At 64.0% G+C, this 21,808-nt stretch carries 23 protein-coding genes; 12 read left to right on the forward strand and 11 right to left on the reverse strand.

Going from position 1 to position 21,808, the window contains the following annotated elements; translation table 11 throughout:
• Window positions 1-3: 3 nt before the first annotated feature.
• Window positions 4-366, reverse strand: a complete 363-nt coding sequence (locus NKH89_RS26910; protein ID WP_352484709.1) for a nuclear transport factor 2 family protein — start codon at window positions 364-366, stop codon at window positions 4-6.
• 110 nt (window positions 367-476) lie between these two features.
• Between NKH89_RS26910 and xylA the strand changes: the two genes are divergently transcribed.
• Window positions 477-1,802 carry a xylose isomerase gene (gene xylA, locus NKH89_RS26915; protein WP_023718323.1) on the forward strand — a complete coding sequence of 442 codons (1,326 nt, stop codon included), beginning with the start codon at window positions 477-479 and terminating at the stop codon, window positions 1,800-1,802.
• Between the two features lie 128 nt (window positions 1,803-1,930).
• Here xylA and NKH89_RS26920 read toward each other — a convergent pair whose 3' ends face one another.
• A complete protein-coding gene (locus tag NKH89_RS26920; RefSeq protein WP_352484707.1) occupies window positions 1,931-2,563 on the reverse strand; it encodes a TetR/AcrR family transcriptional regulator in 633 nt (210 codons plus the stop codon).
• 93 nt (window positions 2,564-2,656) lie between these two features.
• On the opposite strand from NKH89_RS26920, the gene NKH89_RS26925 reads away from it, so the two are divergent.
• Window positions 2,657-3,313, forward strand: a complete 657-nt coding sequence (locus tag NKH89_RS26925) for an O-methyltransferase (RefSeq protein ID WP_023718321.1) — start codon at window positions 2,657-2,659, stop codon at window positions 3,311-3,313.
• Between the two features lie 166 nt (window positions 3,314-3,479).
• Entirely contained in the window at window positions 3,480-3,689 is a 210-nt protein-coding gene (locus NKH89_RS26930) for a hypothetical protein (RefSeq protein ID WP_023718320.1), read from the forward strand.
• Window positions 3,690-3,750: 61 nt separating this feature from the next.
• Here NKH89_RS26930 and NKH89_RS26935 read toward each other — a convergent pair whose 3' ends face one another.
• A complete protein-coding gene (locus NKH89_RS26935) occupies window positions 3,751-4,731 on the reverse strand; it encodes a GlxA family transcriptional regulator (protein ID WP_023718319.1) in 981 nt (326 codons plus the stop codon).
• Between the two features lie 76 nt (window positions 4,732-4,807).
• On the opposite strand from NKH89_RS26935, the gene bcoG reads away from it, so the two are divergent.
• The 7 genes from bcoG (at window position 4,808) to NKH89_RS26970 (ending at window position 12,700) form a co-directional block, all read left to right on the forward strand.
• Complete coding sequence (gene bcoG / locus NKH89_RS26940) at window positions 4,808-5,719, forward strand: 3-dehydrocarnitine:acetyl-CoA trimethylamine transferase BcoG (RefSeq protein WP_352495230.1); 912 nt, start codon at window positions 4,808-4,810, stop codon at window positions 5,717-5,719.
• Window positions 5,720-5,756: 37 nt separating this feature from the next.
• Complete coding sequence (locus NKH89_RS26945) at window positions 5,757-6,386, forward strand: HD domain-containing protein (protein WP_352484703.1); 630 nt, start codon at window positions 5,757-5,759, stop codon at window positions 6,384-6,386.
• Window positions 6,383-7,456 carry a 3-hydroxyacyl-CoA dehydrogenase NAD-binding domain-containing protein gene (locus NKH89_RS26950; RefSeq protein WP_023718316.1) on the forward strand — a complete coding sequence of 358 codons (1,074 nt, stop codon included), beginning with the start codon at window positions 6,383-6,385 and terminating at the stop codon, window positions 7,454-7,456. Before NKH89_RS26945 ends, NKH89_RS26950 begins: the two co-directional genes overlap by 4 nt.
• 4 nt (window positions 7,457-7,460) lie before the next feature.
• Entirely contained in the window at window positions 7,461-8,624 is a 1,164-nt protein-coding gene (locus tag NKH89_RS26955; RefSeq protein WP_352495231.1) for an acyl-CoA dehydrogenase family protein, read from the forward strand.
• Window positions 8,625-8,688: 64 nt separating this feature from the next.
• A complete protein-coding gene (locus tag NKH89_RS26960; protein WP_352484700.1) occupies window positions 8,689-10,767 on the forward strand; it encodes an acetate--CoA ligase family protein in 2,079 nt (692 codons plus the stop codon).
• Complete coding sequence (locus NKH89_RS26965) at window positions 10,760-11,542, forward strand: carnitinyl-CoA dehydratase (protein ID WP_352484699.1); 783 nt, start codon at window positions 10,760-10,762, stop codon at window positions 11,540-11,542. Before NKH89_RS26960 ends, NKH89_RS26965 begins: the two co-directional genes overlap by 8 nt.
• 219 nt (window positions 11,543-11,761) lie before the next feature.
• Window positions 11,762-12,700 (forward strand): alpha/beta hydrolase, encoded by a 939-nt coding sequence (locus NKH89_RS26970; protein WP_352495232.1) that lies wholly within the window; start codon window positions 11,762-11,764, stop codon window positions 12,698-12,700.
• 46 nt (window positions 12,701-12,746) lie between these two features.
• Here NKH89_RS26970 and NKH89_RS26975 read toward each other — a convergent pair whose 3' ends face one another.
• The 3 genes from NKH89_RS26975 to NKH89_RS26985 form a co-directional block, all read right to left on the reverse strand.
• The gene (locus NKH89_RS26975; protein WP_352495233.1) at window positions 12,747-13,013 is read right to left on the reverse strand and encodes a hypothetical protein; all 267 of its coding nucleotides are present in this window, start codon (window positions 13,011-13,013) and stop codon (window positions 12,747-12,749) included.
• A gap of 98 nt (window positions 13,014-13,111) precedes the next feature.
• Window positions 13,112-13,897: a DUF899 domain-containing protein gene (locus NKH89_RS26980; RefSeq protein ID WP_352484694.1), complete on the reverse strand. Its 786-nt coding sequence runs from the start codon at window positions 13,895-13,897 to the stop codon at window positions 13,112-13,114.
• Between the two features lie 159 nt (window positions 13,898-14,056).
• Window positions 14,057-14,611 carry an autotransporter gene (locus tag NKH89_RS26985; RefSeq protein WP_023718309.1) on the reverse strand — a complete coding sequence of 185 codons (555 nt, stop codon included), beginning with the start codon at window positions 14,609-14,611 and terminating at the stop codon, window positions 14,057-14,059.
• 99 nt (window positions 14,612-14,710) lie between these two features.
• Between NKH89_RS26985 and NKH89_RS26990 the strand changes: the two genes are divergently transcribed.
• Window positions 14,711-15,457 carry a GntR family transcriptional regulator gene (locus NKH89_RS26990; RefSeq protein ID WP_352495234.1) on the forward strand — a complete coding sequence of 249 codons (747 nt, stop codon included), beginning with the start codon at window positions 14,711-14,713 and terminating at the stop codon, window positions 15,455-15,457.
• 11 nt (window positions 15,458-15,468) lie between these two features.
• On the opposite strand, the gene NKH89_RS26995 is transcribed toward NKH89_RS26990, so the two are convergent.
• From NKH89_RS26995 to NKH89_RS27015, 5 genes are all read right to left on the reverse strand, one after another.
• Window positions 15,469-17,127 (reverse strand): FAD-binding dehydrogenase, encoded by a 1,659-nt coding sequence (locus tag NKH89_RS26995; protein ID WP_352910680.1) that lies wholly within the window; start codon window positions 17,125-17,127, stop codon window positions 15,469-15,471.
• Window positions 17,128-17,186: 59 nt separating this feature from the next.
• Window positions 17,187-18,173 (reverse strand): Gfo/Idh/MocA family protein, encoded by a 987-nt coding sequence (locus NKH89_RS27000; RefSeq protein ID WP_023718306.1) that lies wholly within the window; start codon window positions 18,171-18,173, stop codon window positions 17,187-17,189.
• Between the two features lie 149 nt (window positions 18,174-18,322).
• Window positions 18,323-18,898, reverse strand: coding sequence for a YceI family protein (locus NKH89_RS27005; RefSeq protein ID WP_023718305.1), 576 nt, complete (start codon window positions 18,896-18,898; stop codon window positions 18,323-18,325).
• Window positions 18,899-18,966: 68 nt separating this feature from the next.
• A complete protein-coding gene (locus NKH89_RS27010) occupies window positions 18,967-19,545 on the reverse strand; it encodes a cytochrome b (RefSeq protein WP_352495236.1) in 579 nt (192 codons plus the stop codon).
• Between the two features lie 60 nt (window positions 19,546-19,605).
• The gene (locus NKH89_RS27015; RefSeq protein ID WP_023718303.1) at window positions 19,606-20,496 is read right to left on the reverse strand and encodes a LysR family transcriptional regulator; all 891 of its coding nucleotides are present in this window, start codon (window positions 20,494-20,496) and stop codon (window positions 19,606-19,608) included.
• Between the two features lie 105 nt (window positions 20,497-20,601).
• Here NKH89_RS27015 and NKH89_RS27020 point away from each other — a divergent pair, with 105 nt between their 5' ends.
• Window positions 20,602-21,597, forward strand: coding sequence for an aldo/keto reductase (locus NKH89_RS27020; protein WP_023718302.1), 996 nt, complete (start codon window positions 20,602-20,604; stop codon window positions 21,595-21,597).
• Window positions 21,598-21,808: the final 211 nt, after the last annotated feature.

Genomic DNA, 21,808 nt, shown 5'->3' on the forward strand with positions numbered 1-21,808 from the left:
TCCTCACTGCGCCGGCACCTTGTCGAGAAAGCCGGTGACGCTTTTCAGCCGGCCATTTTCGATGATGCCGATATCGGTGCCTTCGATGACGGGCTCGGTGCCGTCCGGCCCAAGGTTCCACGAAAAGCGGATGGCGTCAGCGAAGCCGTCCGGCTCGCCTTTCAGCGAGAACCTGAAGCCGGCAAAGCGCTGCTGCACGCCTTCGATCAGCGCGGCGATGCCGTCATGGCCGTCGCCCTGCATGATCGGATCGCGGTAGCCGACATCCTCGGTGAAGGTCGTCTTGAGCAAGGCTTTCCTGCGCGCGGCGTCACTCTCGTTCCAGGCGGCGATGTAGTTTTCGGCAATGGTGTTGAGGTCGGTCATGGTCTGTCTCCTTCGTTGGATGCTCTTGACATGAGCCTTTTCGACCAACGCCAGCGCGAAACCAATTACGCTTGAGGTAATCAGGCCGAACCATGCGAGAGGAAAAGAACATGACCAGCGGTTTTTTCGGCGACATCCAACAGATCAAATATGAGGGACCGGATTCGACCAATCCGCTGGCCTACCGGTTCTACAATCCCGACGAGATCGTCGCCGGCAAGCGGCTGGAAGACCATCTGCGCTTTGCCGTCGCCTACTGGCATTCCTTTGCCTGGCCAGGCGGCGATCCGTTCGGCGGCCAGACGTTTGACCGGCCGTGGTTCCCCAAGGCCGGCGGTACCGACACGATGGAGCTGGCCAAGCTCAAGGCCGACGTCGCCTTCGAGATGTTTTCGCTGCTGGGCGCGCCTTATTTCTGCTTCCACGATGCCGATGTGCGGCCGGAGGGCCGGGACTTTTCCGAAAGTGCGGCGCGGCTCGACGAGATCGCCGATTATTTCTCGGGAAAGATGAAGCAGACTGGCGTCAAGCTGTTGTGGGGCACGGCCAACCTGTTCTCCAACCGCCGCTTCATGTCGGGCGCCGCCACCAATCCCGATCCGGACGTCTTTGCCTATTCGGCCGCGACGGTGAAACACTGCATCGACATCACCAAGCGGCTGAACGGCGAGAACTACGTGCTGTGGGGCGGCCGCGAGGGCTATGAGACGCTGCTCAACACCGACCTTGCCCGCGAGCAGGAACAGGCCGGCCGCTTTCTCAATCTGGTCGTCGACTACAAGCACAGGATCGGCTTCGAAGGCACCATCCTGATCGAGCCGAAGCCTCAGGAACCGACCAAGCACCAGTATGATTACGACGTCGCCACCGTCTATGGCTTCCTCAAGCGTTTCGGACTGGAGAACGAGGTCAAGCTCAACATCGAGCAAGGCCACGCCATCCTGGCCGGCCATTCGTTCGAGCATGAACTGGCGCTGGCCAATGCGCTCGGCATTTTCGGCTCGATCGACATGAACCGCAACGACTACCAATCGGGCTGGGACACCGACCAGTTCCCAAACAATGTACCGGAGATGGCGCTCGCCTATTATCACGTACTGCAGGCGGGCGGCTTCAAGACCGGCGGCACCAATTTCGACGCCAAGCTCAGGCGCCAGTCGCTCGATCCGCAGGATCTGCTGATCGGTCATATCGGCGGCATGGATTGCTGCGCTCGAGGCCTCAAGGCAGCGGCACGCATGGTCGAGGACAAGGCGCTGTCGGCGCCGCTCGCCGAGCGCTATGCCGGCTGGGATTCGGCCGAGGCCAAGGCGATGCTTGCCGGCAAGCGCACGCTGGAGGAAATTGCTGATCGCGTCGTCAAGGAGAAGATCGAGCCGCAGCCCCGATCCGGCCGCCAGGAACTGCTCGAGAACATCGTCAACCGGTACGTCTGAGGCGTACCGATTCGCGGCCGCATTGTTCAGCGGCCGCCGGCTGACGACTTTCCGCGGGGCCGAAACCGACAAGGTTTGCCCCCTTGCGAAACTTTCGGTCTGCTTGCTGACCGGGCCTGGCATTTGCCCTAGCCGTGATCGAGGCCTCTCAAATAGGCGCAGAACATGTCGGCCATGGCGTCGGCGTAGGCTTCAATCTCCGTGGCGGTTCGAGGCGCCTCCGAGAACTGCTTCCCCACCGTGCTCAGCGTCGTCATGACGAGGTCGCCGGCCAATTCGCGGGTCACTTGCGCGGCGTTGGGCAACGCCTCCTGCATGAAGAGCTGGATGGTGCGGTCTCCGGACGCCCTTGCCGCCCGCGCCTCAGGCGCGTCGCGGTAAAGCGGTGCGGCGTCGTCGAGCGCCACACGCACCGCGGCCTCGTCACACTCCGAGCGGAGGAAGGCGTGGACCAGGCCGCGCAGCCTTTCAAGCGGCGGTTTCCTGATATCCTCGAGGATGTCGCGCAGCAAATCGGTCGTCTGCCGCCATTCGTCACTCTGGAGCCGGAACAGGATCGCCGCCTTGTTCGGAAAATACTGATACAGCGATCCGACGCTGACACCGGCCTTCTCGGCCACCCGCGCCGTGGTGAAGCGCTGCGCGCCTTCCCTCGCCAAAACCTGAACAGCAGCCTCCAAAATCGCAGCAACGAGCTCCGCCGAGCGGGCCTGCTTGGGCTGTTTTCGCGAGGAAATCCGCGGACTTCGGTGATCGCTCATTGAGAGGCGCGCCAATGCGATTATTGAATGCGAATGATTAGTCGTATTTTGAATGCCGCACAAGAACGCATTCAATTTTGACTGGAGACCAATATGACCACACTGACGACAACGCCGCTGGCGCCCCTGCTGGACCGCCTGTTCGAGGAAGCCGCTGCGGCAACGAGCCCTGCCGTGGCGGAGCTCTCCGCCGAGGAGCGGAGCCGCTTCATTCGGAGCAAGACCGAATACCTCGATTTCTACGGGCGGCTAAAGGATCTCTGGCTTCCCGTTTCGCGAGAGACCGGCACGCTGCTCTACATGCTGGCACGGAGCAGCGGCGCCCGGACGATCGTCGAATTTGGAACCTCGTTCGGCATCTCGACCCTGCACCTTGCCGCAGCCTTGCGGGACAATGGCGGCGGCCGCCTGATCACCAGCGAGTTCGAGCCATCCAAGGTGGCGCGCGCCAGGAGCAACCTCACAGCAGGCGGTCTCATCGACATGGTGGAAATCCGAGAGGGAGACGCGCTGCAAACATTAAGCGTCGATCTTCCCGAAACGGTCGACCTGCTGCTGCTCGATGGCGCCAAAGCGCTCTATCCCGAGGTCTTGACCCTAGTTGAAAGTCGCCTCAGGCCGGGCGCCTTGGTCGTTGCCGACAATGCCGATCTTTGCCCCGAATACCTCTCGCGGGTGCGCTCGACCGGAAGCGGCTACATGTCCACGCCGTTCGGCGAGGATGTCGAACTGTCCATGCGGCTCGGCTGACGCACCGCCTGATCTGTCGGAAAGATCGTGCCCAAGATGGGCGGCGGCGGACAAAACTTTGCCCGGCATCGCCCATCAATCGCCTCGCTCTTGCCTTCAAACAGCCGTCACGGAGTTCCTATAGTGTGGTTCGTGGCGGGAATCAGAAAGAAGGAGGCGAAACGATATGCAGCACGAACGCGAAATCGACGCCCTGCTCTCATCTGGCGAGGCCGGATCGATCATCGACCGGCTGATGGCGCTGCCGCACCCCAAGCATGGTGCGCTGAGTGCAAACGAATGGGATCGCGCGGTCGCCAGCCGCTTCGAGACCCATCTGGCGAGACAGATGCGCTCGCAGATCGACGGCAACAGCGTCCGCCAAGACGCTGCCTGATCCACCTTTGTCTGTGCATGTCGTTATCCCAAAACCGCTACGCACTTTTGGGCGACATGCATTATCCTCGACGCAGCCTGACCGGCGCTTCGCCGAACGCTCTTGAAAACGCTCTGGAAAATGCCGCGGCGGACGAAAACCCCGTTCGCCCGGCAATGTCCGCCATGGCGATGCGCGTATCGACCACCAGCCGGCGCGCGGCGCCGAGGCGCAGCCTGAGATAATAGGCGCCCGGCGTTTCGCCGATCGACTTGCGAAAGATACTTTCCAGCGTCCGCGCCGTCACCCCGGCGCGCTTGGCCACGGCGGCGACAGTCAGGGGCTGGTCGACATGCGCTTCCATCAGCCGGATGGCTTGCGCCAGCCTGGGATCGTAGCCGTCAAGACGGCCGAGCGAGACCAGCGGCTGCGCGTCCGTCGCGGCGCGCGCCTGGTCGTAGATGAAGACGCTCGCGACATCGAGCGCCACGGCCATGCCGAGCCGCGTGCGGATCAGATGCAGCATCAGGTCGAAGGTCGGCGAGGCGCCGCCAGAGGTGAATACGGGACCGTCGATGACGTAGCGGTCGGGGCGCACGTCGACGCCGGGAAAGGCCGAAGAAAAATCCTCCATATCCTCCCAGTGGGTGGTGGCGCTGCGCCCCTCCAGCAAGCCCGCGCGCGCCACCAGCCAGGTGCCGGCCTCGACGCCGCCGCAGGCGCGTGCCGCGCGCGCCGCCCGGCGCAGTCCGGAAAGCAAGGCTGAAGTGGCGTAGTTCTGCGTGCCGAAGCCGGCGACGACGACCAGCATGTCGGTTGTGTCAGCCGCATCGAAGCGGCCGCTGACCGCCACCGGCAGGCCGCATGTGGTGACCGGCGCCTCGCCTGTGACCGAGACCAGCCTGAAATCGAACAGCGTCTCGCCGGCAATACGGTTGGCGGCGCGCAACGGGTCGACGGCCGACGCGACGCACATGATCGACGAGCCGGAGAATACCAGCAGCGTCACCTTGAGCGGCAGACGTTCGGCACGAAAGATCGTCGGTTTTTCGGTTTTGGTCACATGATCTTCGTAAAACGCAAAACAGTTTCCGGCAAGTCAGGCATTCTTGCCCTACGTTCTATTGGGAGAGAGTCCGATGCCGTTAGCGATGAACCGTGAGGTCTTCATTACCTGTGCCGTGACCGGGTCCGGCAGTTCGCAGGACCGCAGCCCGCACGTGCCGCGCTCGCCCAAGCAGATCGCCGATTCGGCCATTGAGGCGGCAAAGGCAGGGGCTGCGATCGTGCACTGCCATGTGCGCGATCCCGAGACCGGCAAGCCTAGGCGCGACGTGCACCTCTACCGCGAGGTGACCGAGCGCATCCGCGCGGCTGACGTCGACGTGGTTTTGAACCTGACCGCCGGCATGGGCGGCGACATGGTGTTCGGCCCACCGGAAAAGCCGCTGCCGCTGAACGAAAAAGGCACGGATATGGGCGGTGCGACCAACCGCGTGGAACATGTTCGCCAGTGCTTGCCGGAAATCTGTACGCTCGACTGCGGCACCATGAATTTCGCCGAAGCCGACTATGTCATGACCAACACGCCCGGCATGCTGCGCGCCATGGGCGGCATGATGACGACGCTCGGCGTCAAGCCGGAGATCGAGGCCTTCGACACCGGGCATCTGTGGTTTGCCAAGCAATTGGTCGAGGAACAAGTGCTGAAGCCGGACGCGCTGGTGCAATTGTGCATGGGTGTGCCGTGGGGGGCGCCGGACGACCTCAACACCTTCATGGCCATGGTCAACAATGTACCGTCGACCTGGAACTGGTCGGCGTTCGCCATTGGCCGAAACCAGATGGCCTATGTCGCTGCCGCGGTGCTGGCCGGCGGCAATGTCCGTGTCGGGCTGGAGGATAATCTCTGGCTCGATAAGGGGGTGCTGGCGACCAATGCGCAGCTGGTCGAGCGGGCGGTCAGTATCGTGTCGAATATGGGCGCCAGGGTCATCGGCCCGGATGAGGTGCGAAAGAAGCTGAACCTGACGAAGCGCGCACCGCTTTGAGCAAGGGCGGGAAGAACCCGGTTGGGAGGAGCCGCCGATGAAGACCGTGAAGTTCACCGCCATGAAGGACGGCGACCGCGAGGATTATGCCTTCCTCACCGAGCATGAGATCGACCATGCGGCAAAGACCGGCGAGCGTCTGCTCGACGCGCTTGTCCAGCTCGACGAAGGGCTGTCGGGCTACAAGATCACCCGGCTCGGCCATTCGCTGCAGGCGGCGACGCGGGCCTGGCGCGACGGCGCCGACACCGACTGGATTGCCTGCGCCTTGCTGCACGACATCGGCGACATCTACGCGCCCTATAATCACGACGAGTATGCGGCGTCGATCCTGAAGCCCTTTGTACGCGAGCAATGCACCTGGGTGGTGGAAAAGCACGGCGACTTCCAGCGCCTCTATTACGCACATCACCTCGGCGGCAACCCGCACGCCCGCGACCGTTTCGCCGGGCACATCTACTTCGACGATTGCGATGAGTTTTGCGAGCGCTGGGACCAGTCGAGCTTCGACCCGGATTACGAGACATTGCCGATCGATTTCTTCCGGCCCTTCGTGCTCGAAGTGTTCGCGCGCAAGGCCTATGACGCGTCCGTGATCCGTGCCGGCGAGCGTGTCGCCCTCACCGACCCCGCAACAGCCAGCACAAGAACCGGAGCCTCCGCATGAGCATCATCAACAAGGCGGCAGCCATCGGCGGCGGCGTCATCGGCGCCGGCTGGGTCGCGCGGCTGCTGCTCAACGGAATCGACGTGTCGATCTTCGATCCCGACCCCGAGGCGTCACGCAAGGTCGGCGAGGTGATGAAGGGAGCGCGACGCGCCTACAAGCAGATGCTGCCCGGCGGCCTGCCGAAAGCGGGCAAGCTCACTTTCGCCAAGACGATCGCCGAGGCGGTCGCCGATGCCGACTTCATCCAGGAAAGCGTGCCGGAGCGGCTCGACCTCAAGCACCGCGTGCTGGCCGAGATCGACCTTTATGCGCCGGCCAACGCCATTGTCGGCTCCTCCACCTCCGGCATCAAGCCGACCGACATGCAGGTGGCGATGAAGAAACATCCGGAGCGGTTGGTGGTCGGCCATCCGTTCAACCCCGTCTATCTCTTGCCACTGGTCGAAATCGTCGGCGGCGAACAGACCTTTCCCGAGGCGATCGAAGTCGCCAAGGAGATGTATGCCTCGATCGGCATGAAGCCGGTGGTGATCCGCAAGGAGATCGAAGCCTTTGTCGGCGACCGCCTGCTCGAAGCGGCCTGGCGCGAGGCGCTGTGGCTGGTCAAGGACGGCATCTGCACGGTCGAGGAGCTTGACGACATCATGCGCTATGGCTTCGGCCTGCGCTGGGCGCAGATGGGCATGTTCCAGGTCTATCGTGTCGCCGGCGGCGAGGCCGGCATGCGCCACTTCATGGCGCAGTTCGGCCCGTGCCTGAAATGGCCATGGACCAAGCTGATGGATGTGCCGGAGTTCAACGACGAATTGGTCGAGCTGATCGCGACCCAGTCGGACGACCAGGCGCACGGTCTGTCGATCCGCGAACTCGAAAAGATCCGCGACGACAATCTGGTCGCGATCATGGAGGCACTGTCGAAGCAGAACAAAGGCAAAGGCTGGGGCGCCGGCGCCCTGCATAAGGACTATACCAGGCAGCTGGCCAAGCTTGCGGCGAAGAAGCCCACCGCCTCCAAGGCTGCCGAGAAGGCCAAGGCTGAAAAGCCGAAGAAAAAGAAGAAAGGCTGAGACCATGGATTTTGGTCTTTCGGAGGAACAGAAGCTCATCGTCGAGACGACGCGGGCCTTCGTCGAGAACGAGCTTTACCCGCATGAGCGCGAAGTGGAGCGCACCGGCGTGCTGCGCCGTGAGCTGATCGAGGAGATCAAGGCCAAGGCGATCGAAGCTGGTCTCTATGCCGCCAACATGCCGGCCGATGTCGGCGGCGCCGGGCTCGATACGGTGACCTGGCTGCTCTATGAAAAGGAGCTCGGCCGCGCCAATTACGCGCTGCACTGGACCTGCGTGGCGCGGCCTTCCAACATCCTCCTTGCCGGCACGCCGGAGCAGCGCGAGAAGTATCTGTTCCCGTGCATTCGCGGCGAAAAATGGGATTGCCTGGCAATGACCGAGCCGGGCGCCGGCTCCGATTTGCGCGGCATGAATGCAACCGCCGTGCAGGACGGCGACGACTGGGTGCTGAACGGCACCAAGCATTTCATAAGCCACGCCGACCTCGCCGATTTCGCCATCGTCTTCATGGCCTCGGGTGAAGAGGATTCTGCGCGCGGCAAGCGTAAGAAGATCACCGCCTTCTTCGTCGACAAGGGCACCAAGGGCTTTACCGTGCGCGACGGCTACCGCAACGTCTCGCATCGCGGCTACACCAATGCCATCCTCGAATTCGACGATTGCCGTCTGCCGGCCACTCAGGTTCTGGGCGAGGTGCACAAGGGCTTCGACGTCGCCAATTCATGGCTTGGCGCGACGCGCCTGCAGGTCGGCGCCACCTGCCTCGGCCGCGCCGAACGGGCGCTTGGCCACGCCATCGAATACGCCGCGCAGCGCCAGCAATTCGGCCAGCCGATCGGCAAGTTCCAGGGCGTGTCGTTCAAGCTCGCCGACATGGCGACCGAGCTGAAGGCCGCCGACCTGATGGTGTTCGAAGCCGGCTGGAAGTACGATCAGGGCACCGTTACCGACCAGGACATGGCCATGGCCAAGCTGAAGGCCACCGAGATGCTCGCCTTCGTCGCCGACGAGGCGATCCAGATCCATGGCGGCATGGGGCTGATGGACGATCTGCCGCTGGAACGCATCTGGCGCGACGCCCGCGTCGAGCGCATCTGGGAAGGCACCTCGGAAATCCAGCGCCACATCATCTCGCGGGCGCTGCTGCGCCCGTTCGGGGGCTAGAGCATGATCCCAAAAAGTGGAATCCGGTTTTTGGAAAAGATCATGCTCAAACGAAAAGATGACGATGCACAAACTTGAGCGGCTTTTGCGCCCACGAACGATCGCAGTCTTCGGTGGCGTGCAGGCTGCTGCCGTCGTCGCGCAGTCGATCAAGATGGGCTTTGCCGGCGAGATCTGGCCCGTGCATCCGAGCAAGGACGAGGTCGCCGGCCGCAAGGCGTATCGCTCGGTGGCCGAATTGCCCGGTGCGCCGGATGCCGCTTTCATCGGCGTCAACCGGCACTTGACCATCGAAGTGGTCAAGGCGCTGGCCGAGCGCGGCGCCGGCGGTGCGGTCTGCTTCGCCGCCGGCTTCCTCGAAACCGAGGCCTATGACGAGGACGGCGAGCGGCTGCAGGCCGAGCTGGTCGCGGCGGCGGGTCCCATGCCGATCATCGGGCCGAACTGCTATGGGCTGATCAATTACGCCGACGGCGCGCTTTTGTGGCCCGACCAGCATGGCGGCATCAGGCTGCCTGAAGGCGGTCGCGGCGTTGCCATCATCACCCAGTCGTCGAACATCGCCATCAACATGACGATGCAGAAGCGCGGCCTGCCGATCGCCTTTCTGATGACCGCCGGCAACCAGGCGCAGACCGGGCTTTCCGAAATGGCGCTCGGCCTGATCGAGGACGACCGCGTCACCGCGCTCGGCCTGCATATCGAGGCCTTCGACTCGGTAGCCGGCTTCGAAAGGCTGGCGGCACGGGCACGAGAGCTGAAGAAGCCTGTTATCGCCATGAAGGTCGGCCGCTCCGAGCAGGCGCGGCAGGCGACCGTCTCGCATACCGCGTCGCTGGCCGGCTCGGACGCAGCGTCCGGCGCGTTCCTGAAGCGGCTCGGCATCGCCCGCATCGATTCGATCCCGGCCTTCATCGAGGCGCTGAAGCTGCTGCACGTCACCGGTCCCCTGCCCGGCTACCGGCTGTCGTCGATGAGCTGTTCGGGCGGCGAGGCGTCCGTCATGGCCGACAGCGCCGAAGGCCGCTGGGTGACCTTTCCGCCTCTCACCGCCGAGCATCGCATTCAGGTCAAATCGACGCTCGGCCCGCTGGTCGCGGTGGCCAACCCGCTCGACTACCATACCTTCATCTGGAACAACGAGCCGGCGATGACCGCCACCTTCACCGCCATGGTGTCTGGCGGCTTCGACCTCAACATGCTGGTGCTCGACTTTCCGCGCCCCGACCGCTGCTCCGACACCGACTGGTGGGCGACGCTGCGCGCCTTCGAAGCGGCGCTGAAGACCAACAGCGCGCAAGGCGCGATCGTCTCCTCGCTGCCGGAGAACCTGCCCGAGGAATACACTGCAGGGCTGATGGCGCGGGGCATGGTGCCGCTGTTCGGCATTTCCGAGGCCATGGACGCCGCCCAGGCGGCAGCCTTCATCGGCTGGGCGTGGCGCGAGCCGCTGGCGCAGCCGATCGACACCTCGGCGTCTGGCGCGCCGGCCGGCGACCATGTCACCCCGGACGAGGCGGAGGCGAAAGCGCGGCTCATCGAGGCCGGGCTCCCGGTGCCGAAGGGCGAGCGCGCCGGCAACGCGGTCGAGGCTGTGATCTCCTCGATGGCGCTCGGCTTCCCGGTAGCGCTGAAGGCTCTTGGCGTCATCCACAAATCCGAGCTCGACGCGGTCCGGCTCAATTTGAGGGATGCCGAATCCGTCAGCACCGCCGCCCATGATCTCGGCCCGCTCGGCACCGGCCTTTATGTCGAGCGCATGGTGCGCGATGGCGTCGCCGAGCTGCTGGTCGGCTTCACCCGCGACCCGATGTTCGGCGCGGTGATGACGCTCGGCACCGGTGGCGTGCTGGTCGAGCTGTTGCGCGACAGCGTCACGCTGATGCTGCCGGCGACCCGTGACGACATCGAGGCCGCTTTGCGCGGGCTGAAACTGTTCCCGCTGCTCGACGGCTATCGCGGCCGGCCGAAGGCCGATGTCACGGCGGCAATAGAGGCGATATCGGGCATTGCCGGCTTCGTGCAGCAAAATGCCGGCGAGATCGAGGAACTCGACATCAATCCGCTGATCGTCTGCGCCGAGGGCAAGGGCGCCTGGATCGCCGATGCGCTGCTGGTGCTGGGAGGCAAGAAGAATGGCTGAAATCATCACCACCCGCCGCGAGGGCACGATCCTCGAAGTCACGCTCGACCGGCCCAAGGCCAACGCCATCGACCTGAAGACGTCGCGGCTGATGGGCGAGACGTTCAAGGCGTTCCGCGACGATCCCGAGCTGCGCGTCGCCATCGTCAAGACCGCCGGCGACAAGTTCTTCTGCGCCGGCTGGGACCTGAAGGCCGCGGCCGGCGGCGACGCGGTCGACGGCGACTATGGCGTCGGCGGCTTCGGCGGGCTGCAGGAACTGCGCGACCTCAACAAGCCGGTGATAGCCTGCGTCAACGGCATGGCGGTCGGCGGCGGCTTCGAGCTGGCGCTGTCCTGCGACCTCATCTATGCGTCGGACCACTCCTCCTTCGCGCTGCCCGAAATCCGCGCCGGCACGCTGGCCGATGCGGCGACGATCAAGCTGCCGAAGCGCATCCCTTATCATGTCGCAATGGACCTTCTGCTCACCGGCCGCTGGATGGATGTCGCCGAGGCGCATCGCTGGGGCCTGGTCAACGAGGTGCTGCCCAAGGAAAGACTGGAGGACCACGTCTGGGAGATCGCGCGGCTGCTCGCCAGCGGCCCGCCGCTGGTCTTCGCCGCGATCAAGGAGACGGCTCGGGTCGCTGAATCGCTGACGTTCCAGGACGCGATGAACCGGGTGACGCGCCGGCAGCTGCCAACGGTTGACGCACTCTACGGCTCGGAGGACAATCTCGAGGGTTTTCGCGCCTTCGCCGAGAAGCGCGACCCGGTGTGGAAGGGGAAGTGACGCTGCGGAGATGATGGCGATCCTTCACACCCCCCTCTGCCCTGCCGGGCATCTCCCCCGCAAGTGGGGAGATCGGATGTCGCATCGGATTTCGCCAATTTCCAGCGTTGCAGGACAAGCGGCAAGGCCAAAGCTGCCGATCTCCCCCCTTGCGGGGGAGATGGCCGGCAGGCCAGAGGGGGGTGTCCAAGCTCAACCTTGGCGGCCCATTCGGCGCCCATGACCAACTACAAAACCCTCATCGACGCCGAGACCTGGGCCTTCATCGAGCGGACCAATTCCTATTATCCACCCGATACGATCGACTACACCATCGCCGAGCAGCGCGAGATCTATAACCGGATGTGCCGCGAGTTCTTTGCCGGCTATCCCCAAGGCGTCACCGCGGAAACCACAGCCATTGCCACACCCTGGCACATCCCGACCCGCGTCTACCGCGCCCCGGCGCCGGAAACGGCGGCGATGGTGCTGTATTTCCATGGCGGCGGTTTTATCCTCGGCGGGCTCGACAGCCATGACGACCTGTGCGCCGAGCTTTGCAGCCGCACCGGCTACGAAGTGGTTTCGGTCGACTACCGGCTGGCGCCGGAACACCTTCATCCGGCCGCCTTCGACGATGCCATCAGCGCCTTCGAATGGGCGTCGACCACCTACGAACGGCCTATCCTGCTCTGCGGCGACAGTGCCGGCGGCAATCTCGCCGCGTCCGTCAGCCACGCGACCCGCGGCCATGCGCGCAAGCCGATCGGCCAGATTCTGGTCTATCCCGGCCTTGGCGGCGACAGCTCCGCCGGTTCCTACGTCACCCACGCGGAAGCGCCGATGCTGACGGCGCGTGACCTCGTTTTCTACAGGGACATCAGGACCGGGGGCGAGGACCGCACCGGCGATCTCACCTTGTCGCCGCTCGCCGACGCCGACTTTGCCAATCTGCCGCCCACCGTCGTGATCACCGCCGAATGCGACCCGCTGTCGTCGGACGGCGAAGCCTATCGCGACCGCATCGTTGCCGCGGGCGGACGTGCCTGGTGGCTCGAGGAGCCGGGGCTGGTGCATGGCTATTTGCGCGCCAGGCACACGGTCGGCCGCGCCCGCTCGAGCTTTACCCGGATTGTCGATGCAGTGACGGTTCTGGGGAAGGGCGAATGGATCTGGTGAGGGATGTCCTCCTCACCCCGACGGGCTTTTATCCGCCGGGATAGCTCTACTTGCGGCTGCGTCGCCGCCCGGAAACCCGCCTCAGCCAAGGCCCCAAATGAAAGGCGCTCATCAGCAGGTACATCGGGACCATGCCGCCCAGCGGTGAGGTCTCTTGCCCGGTCGAGCACATCATATCCGGCGCGCCGCCGAGCAGTGTCAACAACGCCATGGTTGCGAAGGTCGGCGCGGCGGCGAAGGACAGCCAGTCGGCTGCGCCAAGGGCGGCCGGGCTCGCATCGCCGCCGGATCCGCCTGCATGAATCTCGCTCATGTCCGTTGTCCCTGGTAGTGAGCGGGATGCGTTCGAATGAACAGCGCATCCCGCTCCTCCATTTGTCTTAGCCGCATTTCTGCGACGCCAAAGATGTTCTATTCGGTGCGATTCCGGAACGCGGCCTCTCCGGCGTCCGATATCTCGACCCATTTTTTGTCGGGGACGGCTTCGGCGCCGTAATTGTCGTGCCAGTTCCACCACTTGTATGTCGGCGTCTGCGGATAGCCCTCGGGCGAATCCTCCCAAACCTCCTGGCGGCCGAGCGGCGTCAGGTCGAGGTAGCTCCATACGGTCCCCATCGCCTCGTCGCCGCGGTTGTTGATGAAGTAGGTGCGGAACACGCGATCGCCGTCGCGGATGAACACGTTGTGGCCGTGCCACTCGTCAACGCCGAAATCAGCATCGAAGCTGTCGGTGATGGTGTACCAGGGCATCTTCCAGTCCATCCGCGCCTTTAGCCGCGCAATGTCGGCCTGCGGTGCGCGCGAGGCGTAGGCAAGCGTGGTGTCGCGCGCGTTCAAATGGGCGAGATTGCCGACCTGATCCGCCCCCAGCGAACAGCCGCGGCAGGCGTGATCGGGCCAGCCAAATACGCCGGGCTCGAAGAAGGCACGGTAGACGACCAGCTGGCGGCGGCCCTCGAACAGGTCGAGCAGGCTCACCTTTCCGTCAGGCCCTTCGAACATATAGGACTTCTCCACCGCCACCCATGGCATCCGCCGGCGCTCGGCGGCCAGTGCGTCGCGAGCCCGGGTCATGGTCTTCTCCTTCACGAGCAGCTGCTGGCGCGCGGCCTCCCATGCGTCAGGCGAAACGACCGGTGGTGTCTTCATCGCGAGCCGCGTCGCCTGCTCGCCTGTGCCATTCTGATGTGCCGTCATTGTGCATCTCCCTTGCTGGTTTGTCGCCGCACCGGCGCGACGTGTTGGGTCGTGAGATAGGATAGGGGTGATAGCGGATTGGCGAGAGTGACAAGTGTGACGCGATTCCGACGGGTTCGCTGATCACGGCCAATTTCGCCGCCCGCGACGCCTCTGCGCTCATTCGCGCCCGGACTGCTGAATGGGCCGTGCGCCGGCCAGGTAGCGGTCATTGTCAAACGGCTCGGCCTGGTTGCTTTCCGGGCTCCACAGCTGCCGGTGGGTTCGTGTGAGATCGCCGAGGTAGACATGCAGCGCACCCGATCGCGCGCTGCCGGTATTCGCAACCGCATGCACGGTATTTGAGGCCATGTGCACCACGGCAGGCGCTGCGATGTCCTGCCTTTCCGGGACATCGAGTTCGCTGCCGGCAACAGGATAGATGAAGTTCGTCTCGCTGCCCTTGTAGATGCCGATCAAGGCATCCATCAGGTGGTTATGAGGCGGGTACTGCAGGCCGGGCGACAGCGTGATGTGATAGATCGTCAGGTTAGGGCTCGCATGCAGAAGCACCTCGTCGTCGTCTTCTTCGTGAGCGAGTGTTCCCGATGCGTGAAAACGGTTCGTGTAGTCGCCCAGGACCGTCCTTACCGCTTCGAGGGGATCTGGGCCTCTCGCGGCATTGACGATATCATCGGCAACGGCGTAGAGAGGTGAGTTGGCGGCTAAAGGCATATCAGTTATCCTCCCTGAGATGCTCAGATTATCAATCTGATGTGCTCACGCTAGCGAATGCTGAGGCCAGCGTCAACGGGACAGCCAGACGGACAGAATATGAAAACGACGAAGTTGACCGCCGAACCGGCAGGGCCGGCCACGGCCGAGGCGACAGCACTGTCAGCCGCCGACGTCCTTCGCAGGGAACAGGCATATGAGCAGCTGAGGAACGACATCATAGCCTGTGTGCTGCGCCCCGGCGAAGCGCTCACCGAGAAACAGATCGGCGATCGATACCTGATCAAAAAGGCTACCATCCGCGCGGCGTTGGCCCGCCTGATGCAGGAAGGGCTGGTCAGGAGCGAGCCGCGCCGCGGCTACGTCGTTGCGACGCTCAGCCTGCGCGACGTCAACGAGATCTTCGATGTCCGCAGCTTGATCGAACCGGAAGTGTTCAGGGTGGCGGCATCGAACATGACCGAGCGCGGGCTCGAGGATATCAGGCTGGCAGCGCAAAAAGTGCTGAAGCCGGAGACGCTACGCAGCCACATTGCCTTCCTTGCGGCCGATCGTGCTTTTCGCCTGGCCCTTGCGGAGCTCTCGGGAAATTTGCGGCTGGCGCATCTCCTGGACCAGATACTCGACCAGTCGGCGCGGGTTCTCCACCTCGGCTTCAAGTCGCGCGACTTCACCCAGTTGATCATCGCCCAGCAAAAGGAACTGGTTCTTGCCTGCGAGGCAGGCGACGTTTCCGCCATCGTGAAACTTGCCCGTGCGCAGTGCCTGTTCCTCAAGAAGCAGGTGCTCGAGGCTTTGCTTGCCGGTTCCAAGCTTCAAGACGTCAATTTGCAACCCTTCGCCTAAAGCGCCTTGTTTCACCCCACCGCTCGCGCCGCTGCCCGTCCGGCACTGCGGCCGGAAAAGATGCAGCCGCCGAGAAACGTACCTTCGAGCGCTGCATAGCCGTGCATGCCGCCGCCGCCGAAACCGGCTGCCTCGCCCACCGCGTACAGCCCTTCGACCGGTTGGCCGCCGGCGCCCAGCACGCGGCTGTCGAGGTCCGTCTCAAGCCCGCCGAGCGTCTTGCGGGTCAGGATGCCGAGCCTGACCGCGATCAGCGGGCCATTGGCGGGATCGAGCAGCTTGTGCGGCCTTGCGGTACGGATCAGCCGGTCGCCGAGATAGGCGCGCGCGCCGCGCAGCGCGGTAATCTGCATGTCCTTGGAGAACGGATTGTCGAGCTGCCGGTCGCGAGCGCGGATTTCGCGCTCGACCTGCGCCAGTTCGAGCAGCGGCTCGCCGCCGGCCAGTGCGATCATGCGGGCGACCAGCGCCGGCAGTTCGGGCTCGACGATGAAATCCTCACCCTTCTCCATGAACGCCTTGACCGGCGCGGGCACGCCGCTGGTGGCACGGCCAAGCACCTGGCGCCAGCTTTTCCCCGTCAGATCGGGGTTCTGCTCGGAGCCGGACAGCGCGACCTCCTTCTGGATGATCTTTTTGGTCAGGATGAACCAGGAATAGTCGAAGCCCGTGCTCATGATGTGGCTGAGCGTGGCCAACGTGTCGAAGCCGGGATAGAGCGGCACCGGCAGGCGTTTGCCGCGCGCATCGAGCCACAGCGATGACGGGCCGGGCAGAATGCGGATCGCATGATCGGTCCAGATCGGTGCCCAGTTCCTGACGCCCTCAACATAGTGCCACATGCGGTCGCGGTTGATGAGCCTGCCGCCGGCAGCCTCGGCGATCGCCAGCATGCGGCCGTCGACATGGTCGGGAACGCCGGTGATCATGCGTTTCGGCGGCGCACCCAGCCGCTGCGGCCAATTCTCCCGGACCAGCTGGTGATTGGCGCCGATGCCGCCGGAGGCGACGATGACGGCCTGCGCCTTCAACTCGAAATCGGCTGTGATCTCGCGCGAGCTCTTGCGGCCGCGCTCGGCATCACTCGCCGCCAATATGTCGCCGCGCACGCCGTCGACGGCAGCACCCGTCCGGCTCAATTCGTTGACCCGGTGACGGAACCTGAAGCTGATCAGCCCGCGCTTCTCGGCCTCGCGCACGCGCTGCACGAACGGTTCGAGCACACCAGGCCCGGTGCCCCAGGTGACATGGAAGCGCGGCACCGAATTGCCGTGGCCGACGGCATTGCCGCCGCCGCGTTCGGCCCAGCCGACCACCGGAAAGAATTTCAGGCCGCGCTGCATGAGCCAGGAGCGCTTCTCGCCGGCGGCGAAGCCGAGATAGGCCTCGGCCCAGCGGCGCGGCCAGAGATCTTCCGTGCGGTCGAAGGCTGCAGTGCCCAGCCAATCCTCGAGCGCCAGCTCATACGAATCGCGGATGCGCATGCGCCGCTGTTCGGGCGAATCGACAAGGAAGATGCCGCCGAGCGACCAGAACGCCTGGCCGCCAAGCGACTGCTCCGGCTCCTGCTCGACGATGATGGTCTTCTTGCCGGCCTCAGTCAGTTCGGCCGCCGCGACAAGACCGGCAAGGCCGGCGCCGACAATGATCACATCCGCGTCGTTTGGCATCTATTTGGCCATGATCTCGTCCAAAAACCGGTCCCTCATTTTTTGGGATCATGGCCGGCCTAGACTGTCTCCCAGCCTTCCTTCTCGCCGGCGCGGAAGATGGCATCGATGACCTTCTGGTTGAGCACCGATTCTTCCAGGGTGAAAACGCGGTCCTTGCCGCCCTGTGCCGCCCGCGCGAAGGCCTCGACTTCCAGCCGGTATTGCTGCGTGCCGGGAAAGCGGAATACCTGCGCCTCGCTGTGGTTCTGGTTGTGCAGCTCGACGCGGTGATGGTCATAGAGCCCGGCGTTGAACGGTGAGAACACCTCGATGAATCCCTTCTCGCCGTGGAACACCATCACCTGGCGTGCCGCCATCTGCGTCGACAGGTAGAATGACAGCTCGAAATCGCCGAAATCGGCGCGGATCGAGGAATAGATGTCGGTGCCGAACGTCTTGTCGCGCTCGATCGTCGCCTGGACGCGCAGCGGCTCCTTGCCCGTCGAAAAGCGTGTCGACACCGTCGGGTAGACACCGATGTCGGGCAGCGCGCCGCCGCCGAGATCGAGCTTGTTGCGCATGTTGTTGGGGTCGACATTGTAATAGGAGAACGCGCCCTGGACATGGCGCAGCCGGCCGATGGCGCCGTTGGCGATCAGCTCGCGCACCTTGATCCATTGCGGATGGTAGACGACCATGAAGGCTTCGCAGACCAGCACCTTCTTGGCATCGCGCAGCTTGATCAGCGGCGGAATGTCCTTGGCATCGAGCGCCAGCGGCTTTTCGACCAGAACATGCTTGCCGGCCTCGATCGCCTTGGCCGTCCATTCGACATGCTGCGAGGTCGGCAGCGGAATGTAGACGCCGTCGATGTCGCTGGAGGCGAGCAGCTCCTCATAGGAGCCGAAAGCGTGGCGCGCGCCGAAGCGTTCGCCCAGTGCCCGGGCTTTCGACAGATCGCGGCTGGCGATCGCCGACAGCACGCCGTTCTCCGCCTCGACGATTGCCGGCAAAAGCTGCTCGCGGCCGATCTTGGCCGTCGACAAAACACCCCATCGGAACATCAGATTTCTCCTCTCGATTGCAGGCCTGGAGGTTTGCCCTAATTCAAGAGAAAAGCCAATTGGACACTTGGACTGGTCCTTCGAACCGGGCTTTCGTCATCCTCGGGCTTGACGATGCGAGACGTGTCTCTGCCAATCGCGAAGTCAAGCTATCCCCGCTTGCCGGTCAGCGTCATGTCGAAGTCGACGACGTTGGAATAGATCGGCGTGCCGACATCCATGCCGTAGCGCGACCGCAGCACCTTGCCGGTGACATGGAATTTTATCGTGCCCGCCCTGAGGCCGCGGAGCTCGGCCGTGAATTTTTCCTGAAAGGTCTTGCCGCGCGCCGTCAGCCGGCCGGTGACAAGGGCTGACGTGGCGCCGGTGCGTTTGACGCTGGTCGAACGGAACTGGATCTCCGGATTGTTGGCCGCGTCGAAAACCGCGTCCGAGCGGAGAAATGCGTCGATGCGGCTTTGGTCGGTACCGACGCTTTCGGGGAAGATGGTGAAATTGACCTGGGACCGGCCGATATCGCTGTTGTCGATGAGGATACTGCCCTTGAAGCGGGCAAAGGCACCGTCGAGCCCGCCGCCGCCGAGCTTGGCGATGGAGAAGTGGATGCTGGAACTCCCCGGGCTGATGGTGTAGCTGCCGGCCGCGTCGCCAAGGGCGACGGCGGCGAAAACAGGCATGGCAAAACAAGCGACGGCTGCCGCAAATCCGAAGATGCGCGCGTACATGGGACTGGTCCTCTTGGGAGGCAACGCTTTCTTGCGTCCTCGCCCCATGAACGAATGAGCCGCCCGCTCTATTCCGTGTCGCGATGTGACGAAGCCGTGATCATGCGCGTCAGCACGGTATCCCTCAGCCAGAAATGATGACGCAGCGCCGCGGCCAGATGCAAAGCGACAAGCCCGATGCCGGCATAGGCGAGATACCAGTGCGTCGCCGCCCAGAAGCTTTCTGCCATGTCCGATTCACCAAGCGGCAGATTGGGCATGACGAACAGATTGAACGGCACGCTCGGGATCTCCAGCACCGAGACCGAGACCAGCGCCCAGCCGGACAGCGGCAGAGCGAGCTGAAACGCATAAAGCGCAAGATGGACAAGCGGCGCGATGCGGCGCTCGAACGGGCCGACCGAGCGCGGCAGCGATGGGGCCGGTCTGGCAAGGCGCCAGGCGATGCGCAGGATGACCAGCCCAAGCAGCAGGAAGCCGAAGGATTTATGCAGCTGGATCAGCTCGAAGGCGGTGCGCTGGCTGGACAGTCTCACCATGACGAAGCCGAGCACGAACTGGCCGATAAAGAGCGCCGCGATCAGCCAGTGAAGGATGAGCGCCGTCCAGCCGTAGCCGGTGGCCTGGTTTTTGGGCAGTGCTGACATGGTCGGTGAACGAATGCCAGGTCGGCTTTCTTCCACCTCTCTCTTGTGGGGAGGGTTGGCTTACTCGCCGACCTTGAAGAAATCAACAAAGGCCCTGAGCGCCGGCCGCATCTGGCGGCGGCTTGGGTAATAGACGAAGAAGCCGTCGAAAGGCGGGCACCAGTCCTCCAGCACGCGAACAAGCTTGCCAGCGGCGAGCGCGTCGCGGACATAGTCCTCGAACACGAAGGCGAGCCCGGCGCCGTCGACTGCGGCGTTGGCAATCAAATGGTCCTCGTCGAGGATCAGCGGCCCTTGCACCGGGATTTCGATCTCCTCGCCGTTCTTCTCGAATTCCCAGCGATAGAGAATGCCGCTGGAGAAGCGGAAGCGGATGCAGCGGTGACCGGCAAGATCGCGCGGATGCTGCGGCTTGGGCATGGTCTCGAAATAGGATGGCGCGCCGACGACTGCGCCGCGAAGGTCCGGCCCGATGCGCACGGCGATCATGTCGCGCTGCAGGCTCTCGCCCAGCCGCACGCCGGCATCGAAGCCGCCCTCGACCACATCGGTGAAGCGGTCCTCGATGACGATCTCCAGCACGATGTCGGGATAGGCAGCGGCAAAGGCGCCGAGTCTTGGCGTCAGCGTCAGGTGGGCCGCGGTGCGCGGCACGGTCAGCCTGAGATTGCCGGCCGGCCGGTCGCGCGCCTCGATCGCCGATTCCAGCGCCAGATCGATCTCCGATAGCGCCGGCCTGAGGCGCTCGAGCAGCTGCGCGCCCTCCTCGGTCGGAGCGACGCTGCGCGTGCTGCGCGCCAGAAGGCGCACGCCGAGGCGCGCTTCGAGGCTGGAAACCGCGTGGCTGACCGCCGATGGCGCGATTGCCAGTTCCTTGGCCGCGCCGCGAAAACTGCCGCATTGGGCGACCGTTGCCAGTACAGCGAGCTGTGAAAGATGGGTTCGCTTCATTGATCTATTTTTTGGAACAGCCTGTGCAAATGAGAGCCGATTATCGAACGCAGCGCAAGACGCTATCTCTGCGGCATCACAACCATCACAACAAGGAGATACGTGATGCAAACCCGCAAGCTCGGCAATGAACTTGACGTCTACCCGGTCGGCCTCGGCTGCATGGGGATGAGCTTTGCCTATGGTGGCCAGCCGGAGGCGGACGCGATCGCCACGCTGCGCCACGCTGTCGACATCGGCGTCAATTTCTTCGACACGGCCGAAGTCTATGGCCCCTACGAGAACGAAATCCTGGTTGGCAAGGCGCTGAAGCCGGTGCGTGACAAGGTGACGATTGCGACGAAATTCGGCTTCAAAATCCTGGAAGAAGGCAGCGGCATGGAGCGCATGGCCGGCGTCGACAGCCGCCCGGAACACGTCAAGGCGGTTGCCGAAGCGTCGTTGAAGCGGCTGGATACGGAGGTCATCGACCTCTATTACCAGCACCGCGTCGATCCCAACGTGCCGATCGAGGATACGGTCGGCGCCATGGCCGAGCTGGTGCGCGAGGGCAAGGTGCGGGCGCTCGGCCTGTCGGAGGCGAGTGCGGCGACCATCCGCCGGGCGCATGCGGTGCATCCGATCGCCGCGGTGCAGAGCGAATATTCGCTGTGGAGCCGCGATCCGGAGGAGGAGGTGTTTGCCGTCTGTCGCGAGCTCGGCATCGGCTTTGTCCCCTATAGCCCGCTCGGCCGCGGCCTGCTCACCGGCACGATCGCCAAGCCCGATGTTCTCGGCGCCGACGACTGGCGCCGCGGGTTGCCGCGCTTCCAGGCCGACGCCATGGCGGCCAATGCGGCGGTCGTCGCCGTGCTGGAAAAGATGGCCGCCGAGAAGGGCGTGACGCCGGCGCAGCTGGCGCTCGCCTGGGTGCTGCATCAGGGCGACTTCATTGTCCCGATCCCCGGCGCGCGAAAAATCCGCCATCTGGAGCAGAATACGGCGGCAGCCGATATTGTGCTGAGCCAGGCCGAAGTGGCGTCCATCGGCGACGCGCTGTCGCCGGAAAAGGTGGTCGGCAAGCGCTATACCGAGGAGCTGCTGGCCCTGGTCAACGGTTGAACGGCGATCGACGGCGTAATCGAACGGGGCGTTTCGGCGCCCCGTTTTCGGTCGCACCGCAATGCAAATAATTGCGAGATATTGGCGCGAGGCACCCCCCTCTGTCCTGCCGACATTTCCTACCAAGGCACGACACTGATCTCCGGCCAGTTCTCCCTCGCACGCGCGCCCTTCATCTCGTGCGTCTGCTGATTATCTAGTGCACGGTTCG

Source organism: Mesorhizobium sp. M0923 (assembly GCF_040319365.1).
Classification (GTDB): domain Bacteria; phylum Pseudomonadota; class Alphaproteobacteria; order Rhizobiales; family Rhizobiaceae; genus Mesorhizobium.